Source organism: Serratia sp. SCBI (genome assembly GCF_000747565.1).
Lineage (GTDB): Bacteria > Pseudomonadota > Gammaproteobacteria > Enterobacterales > Enterobacteriaceae > Serratia > Serratia ureilytica.
Genome location: NZ_CP003424.1, coordinates 2,933,853 through 2,954,731, shown reverse-complemented (window position 1 = coordinate 2,954,731; position 20,879 = coordinate 2,933,853). Strand labels below are relative to the sequence as shown.

Genomic DNA, 20,879 nt, shown 5'->3' with positions numbered 1-20,879 from the left:
CTGTAATCATCTGGCGGTAGTTTTCACACGGTGCACAGCTTGAAGCTGTAAATATCACTGCGGGGATCGCTAATGGTAAAGTCCTTGGTTGGGCTGGAAAGAAAAAATAACACATCTCCCCTGATTTCTCGTTGTAACGAGGGTTCTCTCTCCGACTCTCTTTTACCGGCAACTCCGCACTCTTATCGCTACCGAATCTCACCACTTTTTACTCCACGTTTATTGATGCAGTCCGCGTTGTCCCGTGAAGCAACGGCGCTTAAGCGTTGCCGTCAATTCACATTGTCCCTTGGCTCTTATTGGCTCGGAGGAGGCCAAAACCTAATACGTGTGTGAAACATAATCGCACGGCCTGGCCGTTGCGGTAGGTGAAACAAACTGTAAGGTGCCACTATGGGTAGACAGAAAGCAGTGATCAAAGCACGTCGTGAAGCGAAACGCGTTATTCGTCGTGACGCTCGTAGTCATCGCCAGCTGGAAGAAGAGTCTGTGACCTCGCTGGTGCAAATGGGGGGAGTCGAGTCTATCGGCATGGCGCGAGACAAGCGCGATAGCTCACCCATCGAGGCTAGAACCGAAGCTCAGGGTCATTACTTATCAGCCATAGAGAATAAGCAGCTGATCTTCGCCACCGGCGAAGCCGGCTGTGGCAAAACATTTATCAGCGCCGCCAAGGCGGCGGAGGCGCTGATCCATAAAGAGGTGGATCGGATTATCGTTACCCGTCCTGTTTTGCAGGCGGATGAAGACCTCGGTTTCTTGCCGGGGGATATCTCCGAGAAGTTCGCCCCTTATTTCCGCCCGGTGTATGACATTCTGGTACGTCGTTTAGGATCTTCCTTTATGCAGTACTGCCTGCGCCCGGAAATCGGCAAGGTAGAGATTGCGCCGTTCGCTTATATGCGCGGACGCACCTTCGAAAATGCGGTCGTTATCCTGGATGAAGCCCAGAACGTGACCGCCAGCCAGATGAAAATGTTCCTGACCCGCCTGGGGGAAAACGTGACGGTTATCGTTAACGGCGACGTGACCCAGTGCGACCTGCCGCGCGGCGTGAAATCCGGTCTCAGCGATGCCCTGGAGCGCTTCGAAGAGGACGAGATGATCGGCGTTATCCGCTTTGAAAAACAGGACTGCGTGCGCTCCGCTTTGTGCCAGCGCACGCTCAACGCTTACAGTTAACCTATCCGCTAATGGAAAGGCCGCTTCGGCGGTCCTTTTTTATCGCCCCCATTTCCCCTCTCGTTTAACCTTTGTGTAAATTATTGTGGTTTTCTGTATAGATTTTCGTTGAGTTAGCGTTAATGATTAATGGGTTCCAGATTGGCGCGCAGTTTGCCTGCGCCGCCAAAAGGACATTTTCTGGGGTGTGCGCCGCGCGGCGCATTGAGTGTGGGTTCCTTGCTGCGATTCAAACATGAAATATATCATTCTGATTTTGCTTATTTTATGCGTCGTCTATGTGCATTACCGCGGACGGGTGCGCTACAACGTTTGGCGGCAGCTGTCTGACCATTCCACCTTTACCGCACCGCTGAACGTCTTCATGTATCTGTTTTCTCGTGTGCCGACTACGCCGTACCTGAAGCCGGAGCAGTTCCCTGAGCTGGCGGTACTGCGGGAGAACTGGGAAACCATCCGCGACGAAGGACAGAAGCTGATGGAGATCCAGCAGATCAAAGCGTCCGATCAATTCAACGATGCCGGTTTCAACTCGTTCTTCAAGACCGGTTGGAAACGCTTTTACCTGAAATGGTATGAAGACAGCCATCCTTCCGCCATGACCCTGTGCCCGCAGACCACGGAACTGCTGCGCAGCCTGCCTTCGGTCAAGGCGGCGATGTTCGCCGAACTGCCGGACGGCAGCCGTTTGCCGCGCCACCGCGATCCTTACGCCGGTTCGCTGCGCTATCACCTGGGGTTGATTACCCCCAACGATGACCGCTGCTTCATTGAGGTGGACGGTGAGCGCTACAGCTGGCGCGACGGTGAAGGGGTGATGTTCGATGAAACCTATCTGCACTACGCGGAAAACCAGAGCGGGAAGAATCGTCTGATCCTGTTCTGCGACATCGAACGGCCGATGCGTTACCGCTGGGCGCAGGCGGTGAATCACTGGCTGGGGCGCAACCTGATGAGCGCCGCCACGGCGCCGAATGAAGAGGGCGATCGCACCGGCGGCGTCAACAAGATGTTCAAATACATCTATGCGATACGCCGGGTGGGGAAACGCCTGAAGGCCTGGAACCGCACCGGTTATTACATCATCAAGTGGATTTTGTTCGGGGGGATCGCCGCGGCGATATTCTTCTCGGTATAGCGAAGGCAGGGGCGCACAGAGTGCGCCCCTTTTTGATCAGGCGAAGATAGTCATCATGTAGGCGGCGAACAGCGCCAGGTGGGCGGTGCCGTTCAGCACGTTGGTGCGGCCGGTCGAGAACGACAGCTGGCACAATAGCAACACTGTCAACATCACCACGATATGCGGCGTTTGCAGGCCGAAGATCAGCGTCTGCCCGGTCAGAGTAGCGATGATGGTCACCGCCGGCACCGTCAGGGAGATGGTCGCCAGCACCGAACCGAAGAACAGGTTCATGGCGCGTTGCACCTGATTGTTCAACACGGCGCGTAGCGCGCCCAGGCCTTCCGGCGACAGGATCAACAGCGCCACCAGGAAACCGGTGAACTGCGCCGGTGCATTCATCTTGGTCAGCAGGCCTTCCAGCGGATTGGCGTTGAACTTGGTGACGGCGATAACCGCGATCAGGTGCACGATGAGCCAGGCGGCGTGCCAGGCGCTGCTGTGCGAAGAGGGCTTGCCGTGGTGCGGGTCGCCATCGTCGTCTTCATGCTCGTACACGAACAGGCTCTGGTGGGTTTTGGTCTGGATCACCAGGAACACGCCATACATGGCGGCGGAGATCAACGCCACCAGCAGCGCTTGCCCGGTGCTGAAGTTGCCGCCTGGCAGCGCGCTCGGGAACACCAGCACGATCACCGCCAGCGGGAAAATCGCCATCAGATACTGTTTGATGCCGCCCAGGTTGACGTACTGAGTGGCGAACTTGCGCCCACCGAGCAGCAGCGCAAAGCCGACCAGGCCGGCGGAAACGATCATGATGATGGAGTACAGCGTGTCGCGCATCAGCGCCGGCGCGGCGTCGCCGGTGGCCATCAGCGCGGAAATCAGGCTGACTTCGAGGATCACGACGGACAAACTGAGGATCAGCGAGCCGTAGGGTTCGCCCAATCGGTGAGCCAGCACGTCGGCGTGGCGCACCACGCTGAAGGCGCTGCTGAGGATCCCCACCAGCGCGAGAATATTGATGCCGACGATCAGCGGAAAGTTATCGGTGCTGCCCCATAGATTTAACACCACCAGCGCGGCGATAGGGAAGATCAGCGAGTATTCGGTATGGCGAGATTTGGTGGATCGGCCAGGATCGTGTTGCGACTTCATGAGGGTGGCACTCCTTCTCAAACAGCGTAGCCCGTCAGCGCCGGTCGCCGTGATACGGCAACGTTGCGTTTCCAGTAGGTATTTTATATTAGATACACCCGCGGCGCCGGTGTGATGTTGTTTTATCTGAGAAAGCAATTGCTTGCTTATGTGATCAGGGTAACAAAAAAACCGCACGGGGTGCGGTTTTATTTACTTACTTTTACGCAATAACGCCAATTTTTAGCGTTAGATTTGAGAAAAGTCGTGTTTACTTGTTTAGCTCGTGGTTAATCAAGGAAAATGAGACCATCAGTCGTCAATGTTATCCATGATTTCATGCCGTTTATTGTGGTAACCCTCTTCATTTAGCCCCTCACGCCAGTAAGGTACGGCATAAAGACGATTACGATCGCATTGACGTTCGCGACGCAGGTAGCGGCGCAGCTCAACCACCAGGCGATCTTCACCGGCGAGCCAGAAGTGGCTTTCGCCCTGCGGCAGGGACTGCGCGCGGAACCGAGCGACCAACTCGTCGGTCTTCTCCGTGCCGCCGACGACCCAATTGACCTCAACGTCGGCGGGTTTCTTCAGGTCAATGACGTCAGCGTTGCTGTCGACGCGGACGAAAGCGCGTCCGGCACTGTGTGGCGGCAGGTTTTCCAGCAGTGCGGCGAGCGCAGGCAGTGAGGAAGGATCGCCCGCCAGGCAGTAGAAGTCGGCGGCCGGCAGCATCGGCTTGGGGCCGCCCGGGTTGCTGATGCCGATTTTATCACCGGCTTTCGCCTGGCGTGCAAAGTCCACCGCCGGGCCCTGATGGTCATGAATGGCGAACTCGATGTCCACTTCCGCCAGTTCCGGGCGCACGGCGCGGATGGAATAGGTGCGCACGATCGGGCGCACGGCGTCCGCAGCCCAACGCGGGCCGTTTTCGGTCAGCGTCGGCAGGTCCGGCTGCGTCTGGCCGGCGAGCGGCAAAAAGACTTTGATGTGTGCAGCGGCGGCATTGGCCGGGTAGTAACGCAGATCGGGAGCGGTAAAGGTAATGCGGCGCAGGTGCGGCGTAATGTCCTGTACGCGGCTGACGGCGATCAGGTAGGGGGCGCGTGAGCGAGGGGCTTCGGTAGTCACGGGATTCTCCTTATAGTTCGTTTGGCGGTGAGTATAACATGTCGTTTGATAATGAGAATTGTTTGCTAATTGAGACGAAACCGCATGTGGGCTAGGCTTAAGGTTCACTCATCCTGAAAGGGGAGGCCATATGCCCTACCACAGCACGAACGACTTGCCGGACAACGTTAAGCATGTGCTGCCGGAACATGCGCAGGCGATCTATAAAGAAGCGTTCAACAGCGCCTGGCAACAATACCGGGATCCCGATGAGCGGCGCGGTGACGACAGCCGGGAAGAGACGGCGCATAAGGTGGCCTGGGCGGCGGTCAAGCAAAGCTATCGCAAGGGCGACGACGAACGCTGGCATAAAAAGTAACGAATTATCACGCAGTAAAATCGCGCAGACATTATGTGGAGCCCGGCAATTAATATTATTGCTGCTCAGTACAAATACTTTTTCACTTTAACGCCGCTTTGTAACTTGATTGCACGTCAGGAAAAGAATAAGGTCATTCTTATAAGGCGCGGTGATTGAATTAATAAAAATCCGCAGCCGAAAATAAAACATCAAAGGTTCAGCAGTGGCGAGGGAAGGCGAGAAATCGTATTCCCGGGAGGTAATATCAGTGTTAACGCGAGATTTTCTGCAAAAAGCGGATTGCAAAACTGCATTCGGCGCTATTGAGGAGTCGTTGTTGCTGACGCCTGAACAGCGTGCAGCCTCGTTGGATTGCACCTTATCGCGCCGGCCCGATCACAGCCCCGTATGGATATTCGGTTACGGTTCGCTGATGTGGAATCCAGTTTTCGAATCGGAAGAAGTGCGGCCAGCCACGCTGCAGGGCTGGCACCGGGCGTTCTGCATGCGCTTGACCGCCGGGCGCGGCACGCTGCATCAGCCGGGGCGCATGCTGGCGTTAAAAGCCGGCGGCCACACCACGGGCCTGGCGTTTCGTTTGCCGGAAAGCAAGTTGCGTGAAGAGTTGGAGCTGCTTTGGAAGCGCGAAATGGTGACCGATTGCTACGTGCCCACCTGGTGCGAGCTGCAGTTGGATGGCGGCGAGAAGGTTACTGCGTTGGTGTTCGTGATGAACCCGCAGCATCCGCTGTTTGAAGAAGACACCAGCTACCAGGTGATTGCGCCATTGATCGCCAGCGCCAGCGGCCCGCTGGGCACCAACGCGCAATATCTGTTTGCGCTGGATAACGAGTTGAAGCACCACGGCATGCAGGATGATTGCATCGGCGATCTGGTGCGCTGTGTACAGCAGTGGCTGCAGCAGAACCGCACCGGCGGCATCGGCAGCGAGGCCACCGCCTGAGGCTGCTGCGGGAATGCGAACGGTGAGGGGCTCAGCATGCTGAGCCCTTTTTTATATCTAATGCCTATATTTAATAACTTTAATTTGCGCAGCGATTGAAGGCATGTTTTTATTGTGGTTATCTATCCCATTATTTTTAAAGTCATTAGCTGTTTTTTGTCAGTTTCCCACCCCACCTGCGAAGCAGAATGATCGACTTAGTATTAAATTGCATAAGTAAAGGTTATTTCTTATTTGTTCAGACTCGTCGGACTCCGTATCAATATGGCTAACGCTACTGGAAGAAACAGGGAGACGGGGATGAACTTTCAACAATTAAAAATTATTCGTGAATCGGCGCGCTGCAACTACAACCTGACTGAGGTCGCCAATACGTTATTTACCTCGCAGTCCGGCGTCAGTCGGCATATTCGCGAGCTGGAAGAAGAGCTGGGCATTGAAATATTCATTCGCCGCGGCAAACGGCTGCTGGGCATGACCGAACCCGGCAAAGAGCTGCTGGTGGTGGCGGAGCGCATTCTCAACGACGCCAACAACATCCGTCGCCTGGCGGACGTTTTCAGCAGCAACGACTCGGGGCAGCTGCATATCGCAACGACGCACACTCAGGCGCGTTACAGTCTGCCGGGGGTGATCAAAGAGTTTCGCGCGCTTTATCCGCGGGTGCGGGTGGTGCTCAATCAGGGCAGCCCTGAGGAGATCGTCTCGATGTTGGCCGCCGGAGAAGCCGATATCGGCATCGCCAGCGAACGGCTGATGAGTGACGAATCGCTGGCGGCGTTCCCTTACTACCGCTGGCATCACACCATCCTGGTGCCGGAAGGGCACGAGTTGACGCGTCAGCCGCAGGTGACGCTGGAGATGCTCAGCACCTTGCCGCTGATCACTTACCGCCAGGGCATTACCGGGCGCGCGAAGCTGGATGCGGCGTTCAAAGCGGCGGGCCTGACCCCGGACATCGCGCTCAGCGCGCAGGACTCCGACGTGATTAAAACCTACGTCGAGCTGGGGTTAGGCGTGGGCGTGCTGGCGGACATGTCGTATGAAAAAGAGCGCGATCGCGGGTTGGTCAGTCTCAACGCCGAGCATTTGTTTGAGCCTAATACGGTATGGCTGGGCCTGAAACGCAGCCAGCTGCAGCGCAACTATGCCTGGCGCTTTATCCAACTGTGCAACCCGACGCTGTCGCTGACCGAAATAAAGGACAAGGTCTTCTCGTCGCAGCTGGACGCGGTGATTGATTACCAGATTTAACCGATAAGCGGCAGGCAATTCCTGCCGCGCATTCTGCATTGCCCGCCTAATAATCAAAACCCCATCTATATACATAAAAAGAATATCTATAGTGATTTAAGTACCTTCAGCTGCCGATCGCGCTCGCATACACTCGCGAAATTATTATAAATTCCATCCGCTTGGAGAGTTTCAGATGAAAGCGCTCGTTCCTTCTTTGCTGTTTTTGGCCGTGGCGGCCAGCGTTGACGTACAGGCGGCGACGCCGGCCAACACGTTGGTGATCGCGCAGTCTATCGATGACGTGGTCAGCTTTGACCCGGCTCAGGGATTTGAGTTAACCACGGTGCAGTCGTTCAACAGCCTGTATCAACGTCTGATCCAGTCCGATCCGCACAATCCCGTCGATCTCAAACCGACCCTGGCCAGCCGTTGGCAGGCCGGCGCCGATAACCGCAGCCTGACCTTCAGCCTGCGCCCGGACGCCAAATTCGCCAGCGGCAACCCGCTGCGGCCGGAGGACGTGATCTTTTCGCTTTCACGGGTGGTGAAACTCAATCTCGAACCGTCGTTTATCCTGACGCAGCTGGGCTGGAACGCGAAGAACGTGGATCAACACCTGACCAAGGTGGATGACCATACGGTAAAAATCAGCTGGGATGAAAACGTCAGCCCGGCCTTCGTGCTCAGCCTGCTGTCGGCGCCGGTATCCTCGATCGTCGACGCCAAAGAGGCGCTGGCGCACCAGCAGGGCGACGATCTGGGGCACCAATGGTTGAACAGCCACTCCGCCGGCAGCGGCCCTTACAAAATCCGCACCTATGTGCCGCACGAAGTGGTGGTGTTGGACGCGAACCCCGGCTCGCCGGAAGGGGCGCCGACGTTGAAAACCATCCTGATCAAAAACGTGCCCGATCCGGCCGCGCGCCGTTTGCTGATTGAGCAGGGCGATGCCGACATCGCGCGCAACCTGGGGGCGGACCAGATGGCGGCCCTGAAGGGCAAGCCGGGCGTCAAACCGTTGGCCATTCCTTACGCCTCGCTTTATTTCCTGCAGTTCAACGCCAAGGCGTCGCCGGCGCTCGGCAACCCGGCGTTTTGGGAGGCGGCGCGCTGGCTGTTCGATTACCAAGGCATCGCCGACGATCTGCTGAAAGGGCAGTTCCAGAGCCATCAGGCATTCCTGCCGGACGGTTATCTGGGGGCGCTCAAGGAGCAGCCATACAGCTTCAATCCGCAGAAAGCCAAAGAAATACTGGCCAAAGCGGGGCTGAGCAACGTCAGTTTCCGTCTGGACGTCAACAACCAGCCGCCGTACCTGGATATCGCTCAGGCGCTGCAGGCCAGTTTTGCTCAGGGCGGCGTGAAGGTCGAACTGGTGCCGGGCATCAGCTCGCAGGTCTCCACCAAGGTGAAAGCGCTTAACTACGATGCGACGCTGACCTCCTGGGGGCCGGATTACTTCGATCCCAACACCAACGCGGCCGCCTTTGCCTACAACCCGGAGGACGGCAGCAAGACGCTGGCCTGGCGAGCCAACTGGCAGATCCCGGCGCTGAGCAAGTTGACGCTGGCCGCCACCGCGGAAAACGACACCGCCAAACGGGTGGCCGACTATCAGCAACTGCAAAAACAGGTGCAGCAAAGCTCGCCGTTCGTTATCGGCCTGCAGGCGCGCAGCCTGATCGCGGTGCGTGACAACCTCAAGGGCTATGTGCAGGGCATCAACCCTGACATGGTGTTCTACAGCAAGGTCAGCAAGTAATGGCCGCTGAACTCTCCGCCTCCGCCGGGCTAGCCCGGCGGTATTGGCGCTGGGGCGGGCGGCTGCTCGGCGGCGCGCTGTCGCTGGCGTTAACGCTGCTCGGCCTGCTGCTGTTCACCTTTATGCTGTCGCACCTGGCGCCGATCGATCCGGCGCTGCAGGTGGCGGGCGATCACGCCAGCGAAGCCACCTATGCGCAGGTGCGTCATGACCTGGGGCTGGATCAGCCGCTGCCGGTGCAATTTTGGCGCTATCTGGTGCACCTGGCGCACGGCGATCTGGGCATTTCGCGCATTACCGCCCAGCCGGTGCTGAGCGATCTGTTGCGTACCTTCCCGGCAACGGTGGAACTGGCCACCTGCGCCATTATTCTCGGCGCGTTAGGCGGCATTACGCTGGCGTTTCTGGCGGTGCTCAAACCGGGGAGCTGGCTGGATAATGCGGCGCGGTTGCTGTCGCTGGTGGGTTATTCGGTGCCGATTTTCTGGTTGAGCCTGCTGGGGCTGCTGCTGTTCTACGCCACGCTGCACTGGTCGGCGGGGCCGGGGCGCCTGGATGACATTTACTTGTACAGCATGGAGCCGCGTACTGGTTTCGTGTTGATTGACAGCTGGCTGTCCGGCGATCGCGAGATGTTCTACAACGCCATCAGCCACCTGTGGCTGCCGGTCGTGGCGCTGGCGCTGCTGTCGATGGCGGGCATCACCCGGCTGCTGCGCGCGGCGATGCTGGAAGAGTGCAACAAGGAATACGTGACGCTGGCGCGCTCCAAAGGCGCCGGCCGCCTGCGCATTCTGCTGCGCCACGTGTTTCCCAACGTGCTGGGGACGTTGATCACCGTACTGTCTCTCTCCTATGCCAGCCTGCTGGAGGGCGCGGTATTGACCGAAACGGTGTTCGCCTGGCCCGGCGTCGGGCGCTATCTGACCTCGGCGCTGTTTGCCGCCGACACCCCGGCGATCCTCGGCGCCACGCTGCTGATCGGCACCTGTTTCGTGCTGTTGAATACTCTGGCCGATGCCTTGACCTATCTAGTGGATCCGCGAACCCGATGAGCCAATATCTCTCTGAACACGAACCGCAAAGCGAGCCGGCCGTCGGCTATCGCACCGGTCAGCGGCTGACCACGCTGACGCTCGGCGCGGCGCTGGTGGCGATCCTGATCGTCACCGCGCTGCTGGCTCCGTGGCTGGCGCCTTTCGATCCCAATTTGCAGCATATCGAGCTGCGGCTGCTGCCGCCTTCCGCCACGCATTGGTTGGGCACCGACGGTTTCGGCCGCGACTTGCTCTCCCGCGTGATTTACGGCGCGCGGCCGACGCTGATTCTGGTGTCGCTGATTCTGGTGCTGACCATCCCTATCGGTCTGCTGGTGGGCATCTGCGCCGGTTATCTCGGCGGCTGGGCAGAACGCATCTTGATGCGTCTGACCGATATTTTCCTGTCGTTGCCGAGCCTGGTGATCGCGCTGGCGTTCGTGGCGGTGATGGGGCCGGGGCTGATGAACGGCGCGCTGGCGCTGGCACTGACCAGCTGGCCGGCCTTTGCCCGCCAGGCGCGGGCCGAAACGCTGGCGCTGCGCCGCAGCGATTATCTGGCAGCGGCGCGCATGCAGGGCATCAACGGGCTGCGGCTGATGGTCGGCCACATTTTACCTTTATGCCTGCCCAGCGCGGTGGTGCGCGCGGCGCTGAGCCTGGGCATCATCCTGTCCGCCGCCGGTCTGGGGTTCCTCGGCATGGGCGTCGCGCCGCCGACCGCCGAATGGGGCTCGATGGTGGCCGAAGGCAGTAAAGTGATTTTCGATCAATGGTGGGTCGCCGCCGCACCGGGCGGGGCGATCCTGTTCGCCAGCCTGGCCTTTAACCTGCTGGGCGATGGCCTGCGCGATAAAATGGATCCTCGTCATGGGCACTGATAACACCTTATTGACCGTTGAACGTTTGGCGATCGGCGTGCCGGGGCCGCAGCCGGCGGCGCTGGTGAAGAATATTTCGTTCAGCATGGGGCGGGAGCGGCTGGCGCTGGTCGGTGAGTCCGGCTCCGGCAAATCGTTGACCGCGCGTGCGCTGATGGGGCTATTGCCGCCGCCGTTGCAGCTGCGGGCGCAGCGCCTGACGCTGGGCGACGAAGACTTGACGCGCCTGAGCGAGCGCCAGTGGAGCCGACTGCGCGGCGACCGGGTGGCGATGGTGATGCAAGATCCCAAGCATGCGTTGAATCCCAATCAGCCGATCGGCCGTCAGGTGGAGGAGCCGCTGGTGTTGCATGCCAAGCTGAGCCGCGCCGAGCGGCGTGAAAAAGTGCTGGAGATGCTGGCGGCGGTGGGCTTGCCCGATCCGGCGGCGCTGTGTCGCCGCTATCCGCATCAGCTCTCAGGCGGGATGGGGCAGCGGGTGATGCTGGCCATCGCCCTGATCAACGATCCGCAGCTGCTGATTGCCGACGAACCCACCTCGGCGCTGGATCACCAGATGCGCGATCAGGTGCTGCAGCTGATAGAAAATCTGGTGGCGCAACGCAATATGGGGCTGATCCTGATCAGCCACGATCTGCAGCAGGTGGCACACCACTGCGAGCGGGTACTGGTGATGTACAAAGGCGAGCTGTTGGATCAGCTGCCGGCAGCAGAGCTGGCGCAGGCCACGCACCCTTATACTCGCACGCTGTGGGCGTGTCGGCCGAGCCGCGAGACGCGCGGCAAGCCGCTGCCGGTGCTGGATCGCGCGCTGCTGGAGGCATTGAAATGAGCGTGATTGCACTGGAGAACCTCAGCGTCAGCCATCGTCAGGGCTATGAACAGCGCACCGTGGTGCACGACGTTAACCTGCGTATCGAACCGGGCGAGTGCTTCGGCCTGGTGGGGCCTTCCGGCTGCGGCAAGTCCTCGCTGCTGTGGGTGTTGGCCGGGCTGAACGACAGCTGGCGCGGCGGTTTTGAACTGCTCGGGCGGCGGCTGCAGCCGGGGCAGGCGTTCACCGGCGAACTGCGGCGTGAAGTGCAGATGGTGTTTCAGGATCCTTATGCTTCGCTTCACCCCAAGCACCGGCTGTTGCGCACGTTGTCGGAACCGCTCAAACTGCTGCAAGAAAGCGACATCGAACGCAAAATCAGCGCGGGCTTTCGCCAGGTAGGATTGGATCCGCGCCTGCTGGATCGCTATCCGCATCAGCTGTCGGGCGGCCAACGGCAGCGCGTGGCGATCGTGCGCGCCTTGCTGTTGCGGCCGAAGCTGCTGCTGCTGGATGAGCCGACCTCGGCATTGGACATGTCGGTGCAGGCGGAGATCCTCAACCTGCTCAACGAGCTGAAACAGGCTGGCGATCTGACCCTGGTGCTGGTCAGTCACGATGCGGATGTGATCGACCATATGTGCGATCGCTCGGTGGCGATGGCGCACGGCCGTCTCCTTGCCTGAGCCAATGCCCGTCAATGCGGCGGGCATATCCATCTTGGTAATAAATAAAGCAATTTATCGTCGTTCTTCTGTTAATTCTTACCCCCTACACTCGAAAAACAACGCAACCGCGTGATTGTGGAGAGTGTATCGATGAAACGGTTAATCCCAACCTTATTGTATGGCGCGCTGGCGACCGCTTTCGGCGCGCAGGCCGCCACCCCGCCGGATACCTTGGTGGTGGTCAGTTCGCTGGAGGGCATCATCAGCCTCGATCCGGCGGAGAGCTTTGAAACCGTCAGCTCGGCCAATCTGGTCAATCTCTATCAGCGCCTGGTGGCGCCGGATCGCGGTGCGCCGCAAAAGTTGGCGCCGGACGCCGCCGCCCGTTGGCAAGCGGGCGCCGATGGGCGCAGCCTGATCTTTACCCTGAAGCCGCAACAACGTTTCGCTTCCGGCAATCCGCTGCGTCCCGAGGACGTGATTTACTCTCTGGTGCGTGCGGTGAAGCTGAACAAGGCGCCGTCCTTTATTCTCGCTGAGTTTGGCTGGACGCCGGATAACGTCGAGCAGCAGCTGAAGAAGATCGGGGATAACCAGGTGCAGCTCAGTTGGTCGGCCAACATCGGCAGCGAGCTGGCGCTGCGGCTGCTGACGGCGAACGTGGCTTCGATCGTGGATGAGAAGCTGTTGAGCGAACACGCGCAGCAGGGGGACTTCGGGAACGCCTGGCTGCGCAACCATTCGGCCGGCGGCGGCCCGTATCGGGTGAATAACTATGTGCCGCATGAGGCGCTGCTGTTTGGCCGCAACGATTACGCGCCGTCACCGGCCCGGCTGAAAACGGTGTTATTCAAGAACGTCAGCGATGCCGGCACCCGCCGTTTACTGTTGCTGAAGGGGGATGCCGACGTGGCCTACGATCTGGGAGCTGACCAGTTCGACTCGCTGCGCAAAGCGCCGGGCGTGCGCATTGAGCAGGCCGATGCGCCCAAGGTGTATTACCTCGGTTTCAATACCGGCAGCAAAGACAACCCGGCGCTGGGCAATCCGGCGCTGTGGCAGGCGGCGCGCTGGCTGGTGGACTATCAGAGCATCGCCGAACGGTTGCTGAAAGGGCAATATCGCGTGCATCAGGCCTTCTTGCCGCAGGGCTTGGACGGTGCGCTCGACGAGCGGCCGTTTAAGCTCGATGTGGACAAGGCCAAACAGATCCTGCGCGATGCCGGCATCGCCGAGGGCACAAGCATCAGCCTGATCGTCATCAACCAGCCGCCGTATACCGACATCGCGCAGGCGCTGCAGGCCAGCTTTGCGCAGGCTGGGCTGCGGCTGGACATTCATCCGGTGGTGGAGAGCGATCTGTGGGGCAAGATGCGCGGCCGCGATTTCCAGGCGATCTTCACCTATTGGGGCGCCGACTATCTGGATCCGAACACCAACGCCAGCGCCTTTGCCTACAATGTGCCGGGCGGGCCGAAGACCCTGGCCTGGCGCACCCAGTGGAGCATTCCCGCCATCAGCGCGGAAACGCGTGCGGCGGCTGCGGAAGGCGACAGCGCAGCGCGCAGCGCACGTTACGCCGCGCTGCAACGGGAACTGCAGGCCAGTTCGCCTTATGTGCTGGCGCTGCAGGGGCAAACGCTGGTGGCATTACGGGACAATGTTGAAGATGCCCGGGTGGATATCGCCAACAGCATGCTGTATTTGGATCGGGTGAATAAAACGCAGCCGTGAACGAAAAATGCCCCCTCGCCGCCGAGAGGAGAGGGGCCTGGCCGGTGTTAACGCGGCGAGCTCACCACGGCGTGCCGGCGAGATTCAGCTTATTGAGGATTGTCGGCAGGCTGTCGGTCACCAGCGCCTGCAGATCGCCGTACCAAAACTGCTGCACGCCGACCTGGTTGATATACAGATAGGACGCGATACCCAGCGAGAAGCACAGCAACGTTAGCAGCACCCGGCTTACCGCGTCTTTCAGATTGCCGCATACCATCACCATAAAGATCAGCACGAAGATCATCATGTTGAATGAATAGCGGTTAGCCACCTCTTCAAAGCTGATGGTGGCGAAGAACACCGCGCAGTTATAAAGGAACATCAGGCGCACGGCATAGGCGGCTTGTACAAACTGAGGCGATGGCGTGCGGAACTTGTAGCGGGCGAATTGATACAGCGCCTCCACCACGCCGACGTACAGCAGCGTGATTTGGATTTTGCGCACCGGGTTATTACCGAAGTCGCCGCTGACGTAGGCTTCGGCGCGCGAGGCCAGAAAGTCGTTGCCGACGACGGCGATCAGTTTAGGCATCAGCACCGCGCCGCCGAGGTAACAGGCGGCGAACAGGGCCAGCACCGGCAGGGTGCCCACGGTGCGCCAGCGCGCGGGCAGCAGCAGATAGGGCAGAAACAGGAAAGCGGAAAAATGGCTGAAGGACGCCATCACGATCCAGAGCAGCATGCGGCCGCGGTGCTGCTCCGACACGGCCAGCACCAGGAAAGAGAGCGCCAGCCCCTGCCGCAACAGGTTGCCGTACAGCCCCTGGAAATTGTACTGGCAGCAGAACAAAAACAGGATCACGGCAAAGTAAGTGCGCGACAGGCGGTAAACGCCCAGCGCCAGCAGCGAAAAGCTGATAAGGAAGAAGGCGGCGAATGCGCTATTACCGACGCCAAACCAGGTGGCAGTCAGTTTAAACAACAGGTGCGAGACAAAGTCGGTGCCGGAAAACTGCGCCAGCCAGTCCATCAGGCCGTAGCCGCTGTACTGCTGCATCTCAAGGTAGTAGTTCACCTTGTCGTTCATCACCGGCTCGAGGTTCTTCGTCGCCAGCGGCACCGCGGATATCACGGTCAGCAGCAGGAAGGCGGTGAGATTCAGCACGCGATCGGGTTGCTGGCGCAGCAGCATAAAGGCGGCGATCAAGCCGCTGCAAATCACCAACGATAAATAGGGGGCGAACCAAACGCCTGTGATGGCGACGGCGCCCAGCAGCAGCCATTGCACGGAAGAATGCGCCTGTTCGCTGTCGGGAAGGGCGGCGAGTGGCCTGACCGGGTTTTGCATGGGATGCTCCATGGCGTGATCCAGCTGGGGAACATAACACCGGGGCCTAAAGGGACACAGTGAGTTTTGGTGAAATAGGCAAAATTTCACCAGGTTATCATCCCTTGCCGGCAGCGGAAAAATGGCCGTCGGCGAGGCTGGGTAAAAACGGTGCGAAATGCGCAGAACCGCGTTCTGCCTCGATTTCATGTGGGGTTGATGCTGTGAAATAAATGAAATTCCACTGCGGGCCAGGTGAGCCGGGACCGGTCAGCAGGCATAGCCAGCCGGCCGCCGCTAACCCGATACCGAAAGGTTGCGGCGTTCGCCAGGCTCGGCGGTTGTGCAGGCCACGCGCCAACGCGACGCCCAATCCGAACGCCGCCGCCAGAAAGACCAGCAGCGGCAACATCGTCCAGCCAAGCCAGGCGCCCAGCGCCGCCAGCAGTTTGAAATCGCCCTGGCCGATGCCGTTGCGCCGCCGCGTCAGCCGGTAGAGCGCATTGAGCAGCCATAACGCGCCGTAACCGGCGATGGCACCCAGCACGGCGTCTTCCAGCGGCGCCCAGCGAGCGTCAAGGTTGCACAGTAGCCCGCCCCACAGCAGCGGCTGAGTCAGTCGATCCGGCAGCCACCGATGGCGCCAGTCCAGCCAGGCCAGGGCGATCAGGAGCGCCGCGGCCGGCACTAACCCCCATCGAGGCGCTGCAGCCAGGCTCAGGGGCAGCGTCGCCAACGCCAGCCCCAGTGCCGTCAGCAGCGGCCCCTGAAGGCGCAACCTCTGTGGGCGACCGTTGACGCCCTCCACGCGTTCCAGCCACGTGATGAGCGCGAAGGCGATCAGGCCCGCCGACAGCAGCGCGGTGAAAAACAGCGCGTGCCACAGTAAAGAAAGCAACATCCGGACTCCGCCAGTCGTAGAACAGACGGCTAAAATAACGGCAAAATGCGTATTTCATCAGGGGAAAACGCGGTCGGTTGTGAGGAATGCGCAGGCGTTCGCATCGCCACGCTGCGTATTGCAGGGGTGTACAATGCCCTGCGCGGTGGCGCGCAGCCACGGGGTACTGTGCTTTTTATCGGCAAAATCGGCGCTAAAATGCGGTGAATTCACCTGGCGGCCGGAATGGATCGGTAAAGGGTACAAGTGACGATGTCACTGGGGAGCGATTGGGGTTTATCCTATTGTTTCTGCTCGTCAAGCCGTTAGGCTATGAGGACATAGGCGCCCCCGCCGGGCTGGGGGCGTGAGGTTTTTCAGCGCTGTCGCGGGAATGGCGGCGGCAAAGCAGTGGGTTGGCGTGCTCCAGGAAGGAGGGAAGCCAACGGTGTCATGAAAGACGTCATTCAGGCAGTACTCATCAAGACTAAAAAACGATTCTGGCACCGACGCCAGACGGCGTGGCTGGCCGGGCCGCTGGTGTGGCTGGCCGGCGCGGCGCCCGCGTGCGCCGAATCCCCACCGGCGCCGGACAGCGTTATCTCTTCCGAACAGGCCGGCGCAGATCCGGCGGCGAACTTGCCCGAACTGGGCGGTGCGCCCGACGACGCCGCGCGCGAGAAGCAGTGGGCCGAAATGGCCAAACAGCTCGGCGAAAAAGATCTGAACAACGTTTCACGTCAGCAGATGCGCAGCCGCGCTGAAGATTATTTGCTGGGGCAGGCGACTGGCGCGCTGCAGCAACAGGCGCAAGAACTGCTGTCTCCGTTGGGAACCGCCCGGCTGTCGCTGAAGATGAGCGGCGAGGGCGATTTTACCGGCAGCAACGGCCAGCTCTTCAGCCCGTTGTACGACGTCGATGGGTTGTTGACCTACAGCCAAATCGGCTGGCTGCAGCAAAGCACCGGGGCGCTCGGCAATGTCGCGCTGGGGCAACGCTGGATCGCCGGTGACTGGCTGCTGGGTTACAACACGGCGCTCGACAGCGATTTCGCCCGGCAGCGCAATCGCGGCAGCGTGGGGGCGGAAGCCTGGGGGGACTACCTGCGTTTCTCCACCAACTATTACTATCCGCTGTCGGCGCTGTCGCAACAGCCCGGCGATGGGGTATTTTTCAGCCGTCCGGCGCGCGGTTACGACATCACGACGCAGGGCTATTTGCCGTTCTATCGCCAAATCGGCGGTTCGCTCAGCTATGAACAGTACCTGGGCGAGAATGTCGATCTGTTCGGCAGCGGCAAGAAACAGAACGATCCGCGCGCGATGCAGCTGGGGCTCAACTATACCCCGGTACCGCTGGTGACGATGAAGGCGTTGCATAAGATTGGTGCGGGCGGGCAGAGCCAGGATCAGGTGGAATTGGCGCTGAGCTACCGGCTCGGGGTGCCGCTGGTCAAGCAGATTTCGCCGGAGTATGTGGCGCAGGCCAAGTCGCTGCGCGGCAGCCGCTACGATCCTGTCGAACGTAAAAACGTGCCGGTGCTGGAGTTCCGCCAGCGCAAGACGCTGCAGGTGTTCCTGGCCACGCCGCCGTGGAGCCTGCAGGCGGGGGAAACCGTGCCGCTGGTGCTGGAAATCAAGGCGTTGCACGGGATTTCTCGCGTCAGCTGGCAGGGGGATACGCAGGCGCTGAGCCTGACACCGCCGCACAATGCCAACGACCCGCAGGGCTGGACGACGATCGTGCCGCCGTGGGATGACGCCCCGGGCGCCGCCAACAGCTATCGGCTGTCGGTCACGCTGGAGGACGACAAACAGCAGCGCGTGACGTCCAACTGGATAGAACTGAAAGTGGCGCCGCCGCTGACGGCGACCGCCGGTGATGAAGCGGATCAGCCGCCGATCCAAACCCTGACGCCGCCGCCGATCCCGGCGCAAACCGGGCCGCTGTACGGCGACGATTAACCGTTTTTACCCTGCAACACCCACACGGCGGCCTCGACGCGGGATTTCAGCTTCATCTTTTTCAGCAGGTGTTTGACGTGTACCTTGACGGTGCTTTCCGTGATGGTCAGGCGGCGGGCGATCAGCTTGTTCGGCAGCCCCTGGGCGATCAGCTTCAGGATATCCCGTTCGCGCGGCGTCAGTTGCTGAATATCGCGCTCGGCGCTTGGGCGATTTTCCCGCAGGCTGGCGGCGAGGATCGGCGTCAGCGTTTCGCTGAGCACCATCTGCCCGGCCGCCGCCTGATGCAGCGCCTTAAGCAGATCCTCCGGCTCCATGTCTTTCAGCAGATAGCCGTCGGCGCCCCGCTTGAGCGCGCTGACGACGTCGTCTTCATGGTTGGATACGCTGAACACCACGATGCGCCCCGACAGGTCGGTCTGGCGCAGGCGATCCAGCGTTTCCAGCCCGTTGATGCCGGGCATGTTCAGGTCGAGCAGGATCAGATCCGGATCGTGCTGCTCCGCCAGCGCGACCCCTTGTTCACCGTTGCTGGCCTCGGCGATGACCTGCAGGCGAGCGTCCATGCCGATCAGCTGTTTTACGCCGTTGCGCAGCATGGGGTGGTCGTCGATCAGTAAGATGGTGGCGGCGGTTTCTGTCGTCATGGTGTCTCCGTTAGTCGATGGCGTGGTTATCCGGCGTGAAGCTGACCCGCACCTCGGTGCCGCCGCCGCTGCGCGGTAAAATGTCGCAGCGGCCGTGCAGGCTCTTGGCGCGATCGCGCATGATGATCAAGCCGTAATGGTCGGGGCGAGAGGTCTCGGCCGGCAGGCCGCGTCCGTTGTCGCATACGCTCAGGGTCACTTCGCCGCGTTTATTGATGACCTGAATGCTTACCTCGCTGGCGGCGGCATGCTTAAGGATGTTGCTGAGCGCCTCGCGGGCGATCTGCAGCAGGTGTATGGCCTGATAGGCCGGCACCGTGCGCGGCCCCAGCTGATAATCGAGGCTGATGGTCAGGCCCAGTTTGGGGTTGAACTCCGCCACCGTCGATTGCAGCGCCGCCAGCAGACCCGGTTCGGTCAACTGCAGACGGAAGGTGGTCAGCAGTTCGCGCAGTTGGCGATAGGCGCCGTTCAGCTCTTCACGCATCTGTTGCACCAGCGCCTGGCTGGCGGCAGAGAGCGTTTCCCCCTGCATCTGCAGACAGGCGATCTGCATTTTCAGGCAGGAGAGCGATTGGGCGATGGAGTCGTGCAGCTCGCGGGCGATCGCCGCCCGCTCCTCCATCAGCATCAACTGCTGCTGGTGGTCGACCTGACGTTCGATGGCCAGCACGCTGGTCAGCTGTTCCACCAGGGTATTGATCAGTTGGCGATGTTCATCGTTCAGCGGTTGCTGCGGCGCATGTTGCGCCACGATCACGCCGTAATCGCCCAGCTTGTCGCTCAGGCTCCAGCTCAGCGACGGATTGTTGGGATACTGGCGGTCGCTGTCGTTCAGGCAGGCGCTGCACACCGGGTTATGGCAATGCTCCGGCCTTAGCGGTTGGTTGCCGCTCAGCTGCAGCAGCGGTTCCCGGCTGTCGTTTTCATACAGCCGCACCTGAATGGCGCGCAGCGGCGTCAGGGTTTGCAATTGGTTGAGCAGCGGCGTCAGGCGACTGCACAGCGGCTCGCTGGCGTGCAGCTGGCGGCTGGCGCGATAGAGGAAGCTCAGAACCTGATTTTTCTGCTGCAGGTCGGCGGTCTTCTCGGCCACGCGCTGCTCCAGCCCGCTGTAGGTGGCCGACAGCTCGTCGGACATGGTGTTCAACGCGCCGCCGAGCGACGCCATTTCATCCTGATGGCCGCGCTGCGCAAAGCGGCGGCTAAAATCACCGCGGCCTACCGCCAGGGCCATCTCCACCAGTTGCCGCCAGGGATGCAGCAACCGGCGCCGCAGGTAGCAGGTGGTGCCGATCAACAGCAGCAGCGTCAGCGCAATAAAGCCGGCCTGCACCAGCGTCACCATCAGCAGACGGCGTTCGGTTTGCCTGTCGATATCCGACACCAGCTTATCCAACAACCGCACGAAGTGCGCGACCTGGGGCGCGGCGTCGGCCGGCTGCTGCGCGCTGCGCAGGCGAGGTTGCAGCGTCTGTTGCCAATAGTCGCGCAGGGCGTTGAAAGGCTGCGTCAACCCTTCCTGCTCCACCGAACGCTGCAGGTCGGGGCTGTTTTCGTCGCGCTCCAGTTCCCGGATCAGCGCTTCGTGCCGTTCATCCAGCGGCACCTGCGCCAGCAGCCGGTAGCTTTGCATGCGCAGCGAGCCGGCCTTGTTGATGGCGTGCGCGTTGCCCTGAATGCTTTGCGACATCCAGGCGGAAATCCCCATGCCGGCCACGCCCAGCATGCCCGACAGCAACATCAGCAGGGCGACCTGATTCACGATCGAAAGCGGGGCCAACAGGCGTTTCATAAGTGCGGATTCCTGGCGTTTGGCGCCGCTGAAGCTCAGGGGCGAAGGCGGCGATGGGGCTAAACAAGTCACGATTCAGCCGTATTTTTGATTATCCCTGCGCATAACCCCATACCTCGAATGAAGTACCCATTAGTTTCCAGGGGCGCGTCGAGGCGGCAAGAAAACGAAAGTGATAGTGATTAGTTGATTGATTTAAATGGATTTAATTTTTGGTTAGGGCGTACCCCTAAGGGGATGAAGGCGCCATTTCCGCCGCCAACTACTTGCATGCGGG

At 60.3% G+C, this 20,879-nt stretch carries 18 protein-coding genes; 12 read left to right on the top strand and 6 right to left on the bottom strand.

All coding sequences use genetic code 11. The features are described from left to right. Positions 1 to 393 precede the first annotated feature (393 nt). Together phoH and lpxO are read left to right on the top strand one after the other, a co-directional pair. The gene (gene phoH, locus SERRSCBI_RS13800) at positions 394 to 1,182 is read left to right on the top strand and encodes a phosphate starvation-inducible protein PhoH (RefSeq protein ID WP_015378226.1); all 789 of its coding nucleotides are present in this window, start codon (positions 394 to 396) and stop codon (positions 1,180 to 1,182) included. Between the two features lie 235 nt (positions 1,183 to 1,417). After that, positions 1,418 to 2,320, top strand: coding sequence for a lipid A hydroxylase LpxO (lpxO, locus tag SERRSCBI_RS13795; RefSeq protein ID WP_033650883.1), 903 nt, complete (start codon positions 1,418 to 1,420; stop codon positions 2,318 to 2,320). Between the two features lie 36 nt (positions 2,321 to 2,356). Here the strand turns inward: lpxO and chaA are convergent, their stop codons facing one another. Together chaA and SERRSCBI_RS13785 are read right to left on the bottom strand one after the other, a co-directional pair. After that, complete coding sequence (chaA, locus tag SERRSCBI_RS13790) at positions 2,357 to 3,460, bottom strand: sodium-potassium/proton antiporter ChaA (protein WP_025303229.1); 1,104 nt, start codon at positions 3,458 to 3,460, stop codon at positions 2,357 to 2,359. Between the two features lie 291 nt (positions 3,461 to 3,751). Next, on the bottom strand, positions 3,752 to 4,570 hold the full coding sequence (locus SERRSCBI_RS13785; RefSeq protein ID WP_033650884.1) for a siderophore-interacting protein: 819 nt from the start codon (positions 4,568 to 4,570) through the stop codon (positions 3,752 to 3,754). 130 nt (positions 4,571 to 4,700) lie between these two features. Between SERRSCBI_RS13785 and chaB the strand changes: the two genes are divergently transcribed. From chaB to SERRSCBI_RS13740, 9 genes are all read left to right on the top strand, one after another. Next, positions 4,701 to 4,928: a putative cation transport regulator ChaB gene (gene chaB / locus SERRSCBI_RS13780; RefSeq protein ID WP_033643458.1), complete on the top strand. Its 228-nt coding sequence runs from the start codon at positions 4,701 to 4,703 to the stop codon at positions 4,926 to 4,928. 250 nt (positions 4,929 to 5,178) lie between these two features. After that, entirely contained in the window at positions 5,179 to 5,874 is a 696-nt protein-coding gene (locus SERRSCBI_RS13775) for a gamma-glutamylcyclotransferase (protein ID WP_033643457.1), read from the top strand. 300 nt (positions 5,875 to 6,174) lie between these two features. Then, the gene (gene cbl / locus SERRSCBI_RS13770; RefSeq protein WP_033634950.1) at positions 6,175 to 7,128 is read left to right on the top strand and encodes an HTH-type transcriptional regulator Cbl; all 954 of its coding nucleotides are present in this window, start codon (positions 6,175 to 6,177) and stop codon (positions 7,126 to 7,128) included. Positions 7,129 to 7,303: 175 nt separating this feature from the next. Further along, the gene (locus SERRSCBI_RS13765; protein ID WP_033643454.1) at positions 7,304 to 8,872 is read left to right on the top strand and encodes an ABC transporter substrate-binding protein; all 1,569 of its coding nucleotides are present in this window, start codon (positions 7,304 to 7,306) and stop codon (positions 8,870 to 8,872) included. After that, the gene (locus tag SERRSCBI_RS13760) at positions 8,872 to 9,927 is read left to right on the top strand and encodes an ABC transporter permease (protein ID WP_033643453.1); all 1,056 of its coding nucleotides are present in this window, start codon (positions 8,872 to 8,874) and stop codon (positions 9,925 to 9,927) included. The genes SERRSCBI_RS13765 and SERRSCBI_RS13760 overlap by 1 nt, the downstream gene beginning before the upstream one ends. Continuing rightward, entirely contained in the window at positions 9,924 to 10,790 is an 867-nt protein-coding gene (locus SERRSCBI_RS13755) for an ABC transporter permease (RefSeq protein WP_042784797.1), read from the top strand. Before SERRSCBI_RS13760 ends, SERRSCBI_RS13755 begins: the two co-directional genes overlap by 4 nt. Then, entirely contained in the window at positions 10,780 to 11,622 is an 843-nt protein-coding gene (locus tag SERRSCBI_RS13750; protein WP_042784795.1) for an ABC transporter ATP-binding protein, read from the top strand. Before SERRSCBI_RS13755 ends, SERRSCBI_RS13750 begins: the two co-directional genes overlap by 11 nt. Beyond that, on the top strand, positions 11,619 to 12,290 hold the full coding sequence (locus tag SERRSCBI_RS13745) for an ABC transporter ATP-binding protein (protein ID WP_042784794.1): 672 nt from the start codon (positions 11,619 to 11,621) through the stop codon (positions 12,288 to 12,290). Before SERRSCBI_RS13750 ends, SERRSCBI_RS13745 begins: the two co-directional genes overlap by 4 nt. A 132-nt stretch (positions 12,291 to 12,422) precedes the next feature. Further along, positions 12,423 to 14,006, top strand: a complete 1,584-nt coding sequence (locus SERRSCBI_RS13740) for an ABC transporter substrate-binding protein (protein ID WP_042784793.1) — start codon at positions 12,423 to 12,425, stop codon at positions 14,004 to 14,006. 61 nt (positions 14,007 to 14,067) lie between these two features. Here the strand turns inward: SERRSCBI_RS13740 and SERRSCBI_RS13735 are convergent, their stop codons facing one another. After that, entirely contained in the window at positions 14,068 to 15,336 is a 1,269-nt protein-coding gene (locus tag SERRSCBI_RS13735; protein ID WP_042784792.1) for an EpsG family protein, read from the bottom strand. Between the two features lie 97 nt (positions 15,337 to 15,433). After that, positions 15,434 to 16,216 carry an A24 family peptidase gene (locus SERRSCBI_RS13730; RefSeq protein WP_084587964.1) on the bottom strand — a complete coding sequence of 261 codons (783 nt, stop codon included), beginning with the start codon at positions 16,214 to 16,216 and terminating at the stop codon, positions 15,434 to 15,436. 432 nt (positions 16,217 to 16,648) lie between these two features. Here SERRSCBI_RS13730 and SERRSCBI_RS13725 point away from each other — a divergent pair, with 432 nt between their 5' ends. Further along, positions 16,649 to 18,160, top strand: coding sequence for a YchO/YchP family invasin (locus SERRSCBI_RS13725; protein WP_042784790.1), 1,512 nt, complete (start codon positions 16,649 to 16,651; stop codon positions 18,158 to 18,160). Here SERRSCBI_RS13725 and narL read toward each other — a convergent pair. Together narL and narX are read right to left on the bottom strand one after the other, a co-directional pair. Further along, a complete protein-coding gene (narL, locus tag SERRSCBI_RS13720; RefSeq protein WP_033643446.1) occupies positions 18,157 to 18,807 on the bottom strand; it encodes a two-component system response regulator NarL in 651 nt (216 codons plus the stop codon). The two genes, SERRSCBI_RS13725 and narL, sit on opposite strands and share 4 nt — an antisense overlap. A gap of 10 nt (positions 18,808 to 18,817) precedes the next feature. Continuing rightward, entirely contained in the window at positions 18,818 to 20,602 is a 1,785-nt protein-coding gene (gene narX, locus SERRSCBI_RS13715) for a nitrate/nitrite two-component system sensor histidine kinase NarX (protein ID WP_033643445.1), read from the bottom strand. Between the last annotated feature and the right edge of the window lie 277 nt (positions 20,603 to 20,879).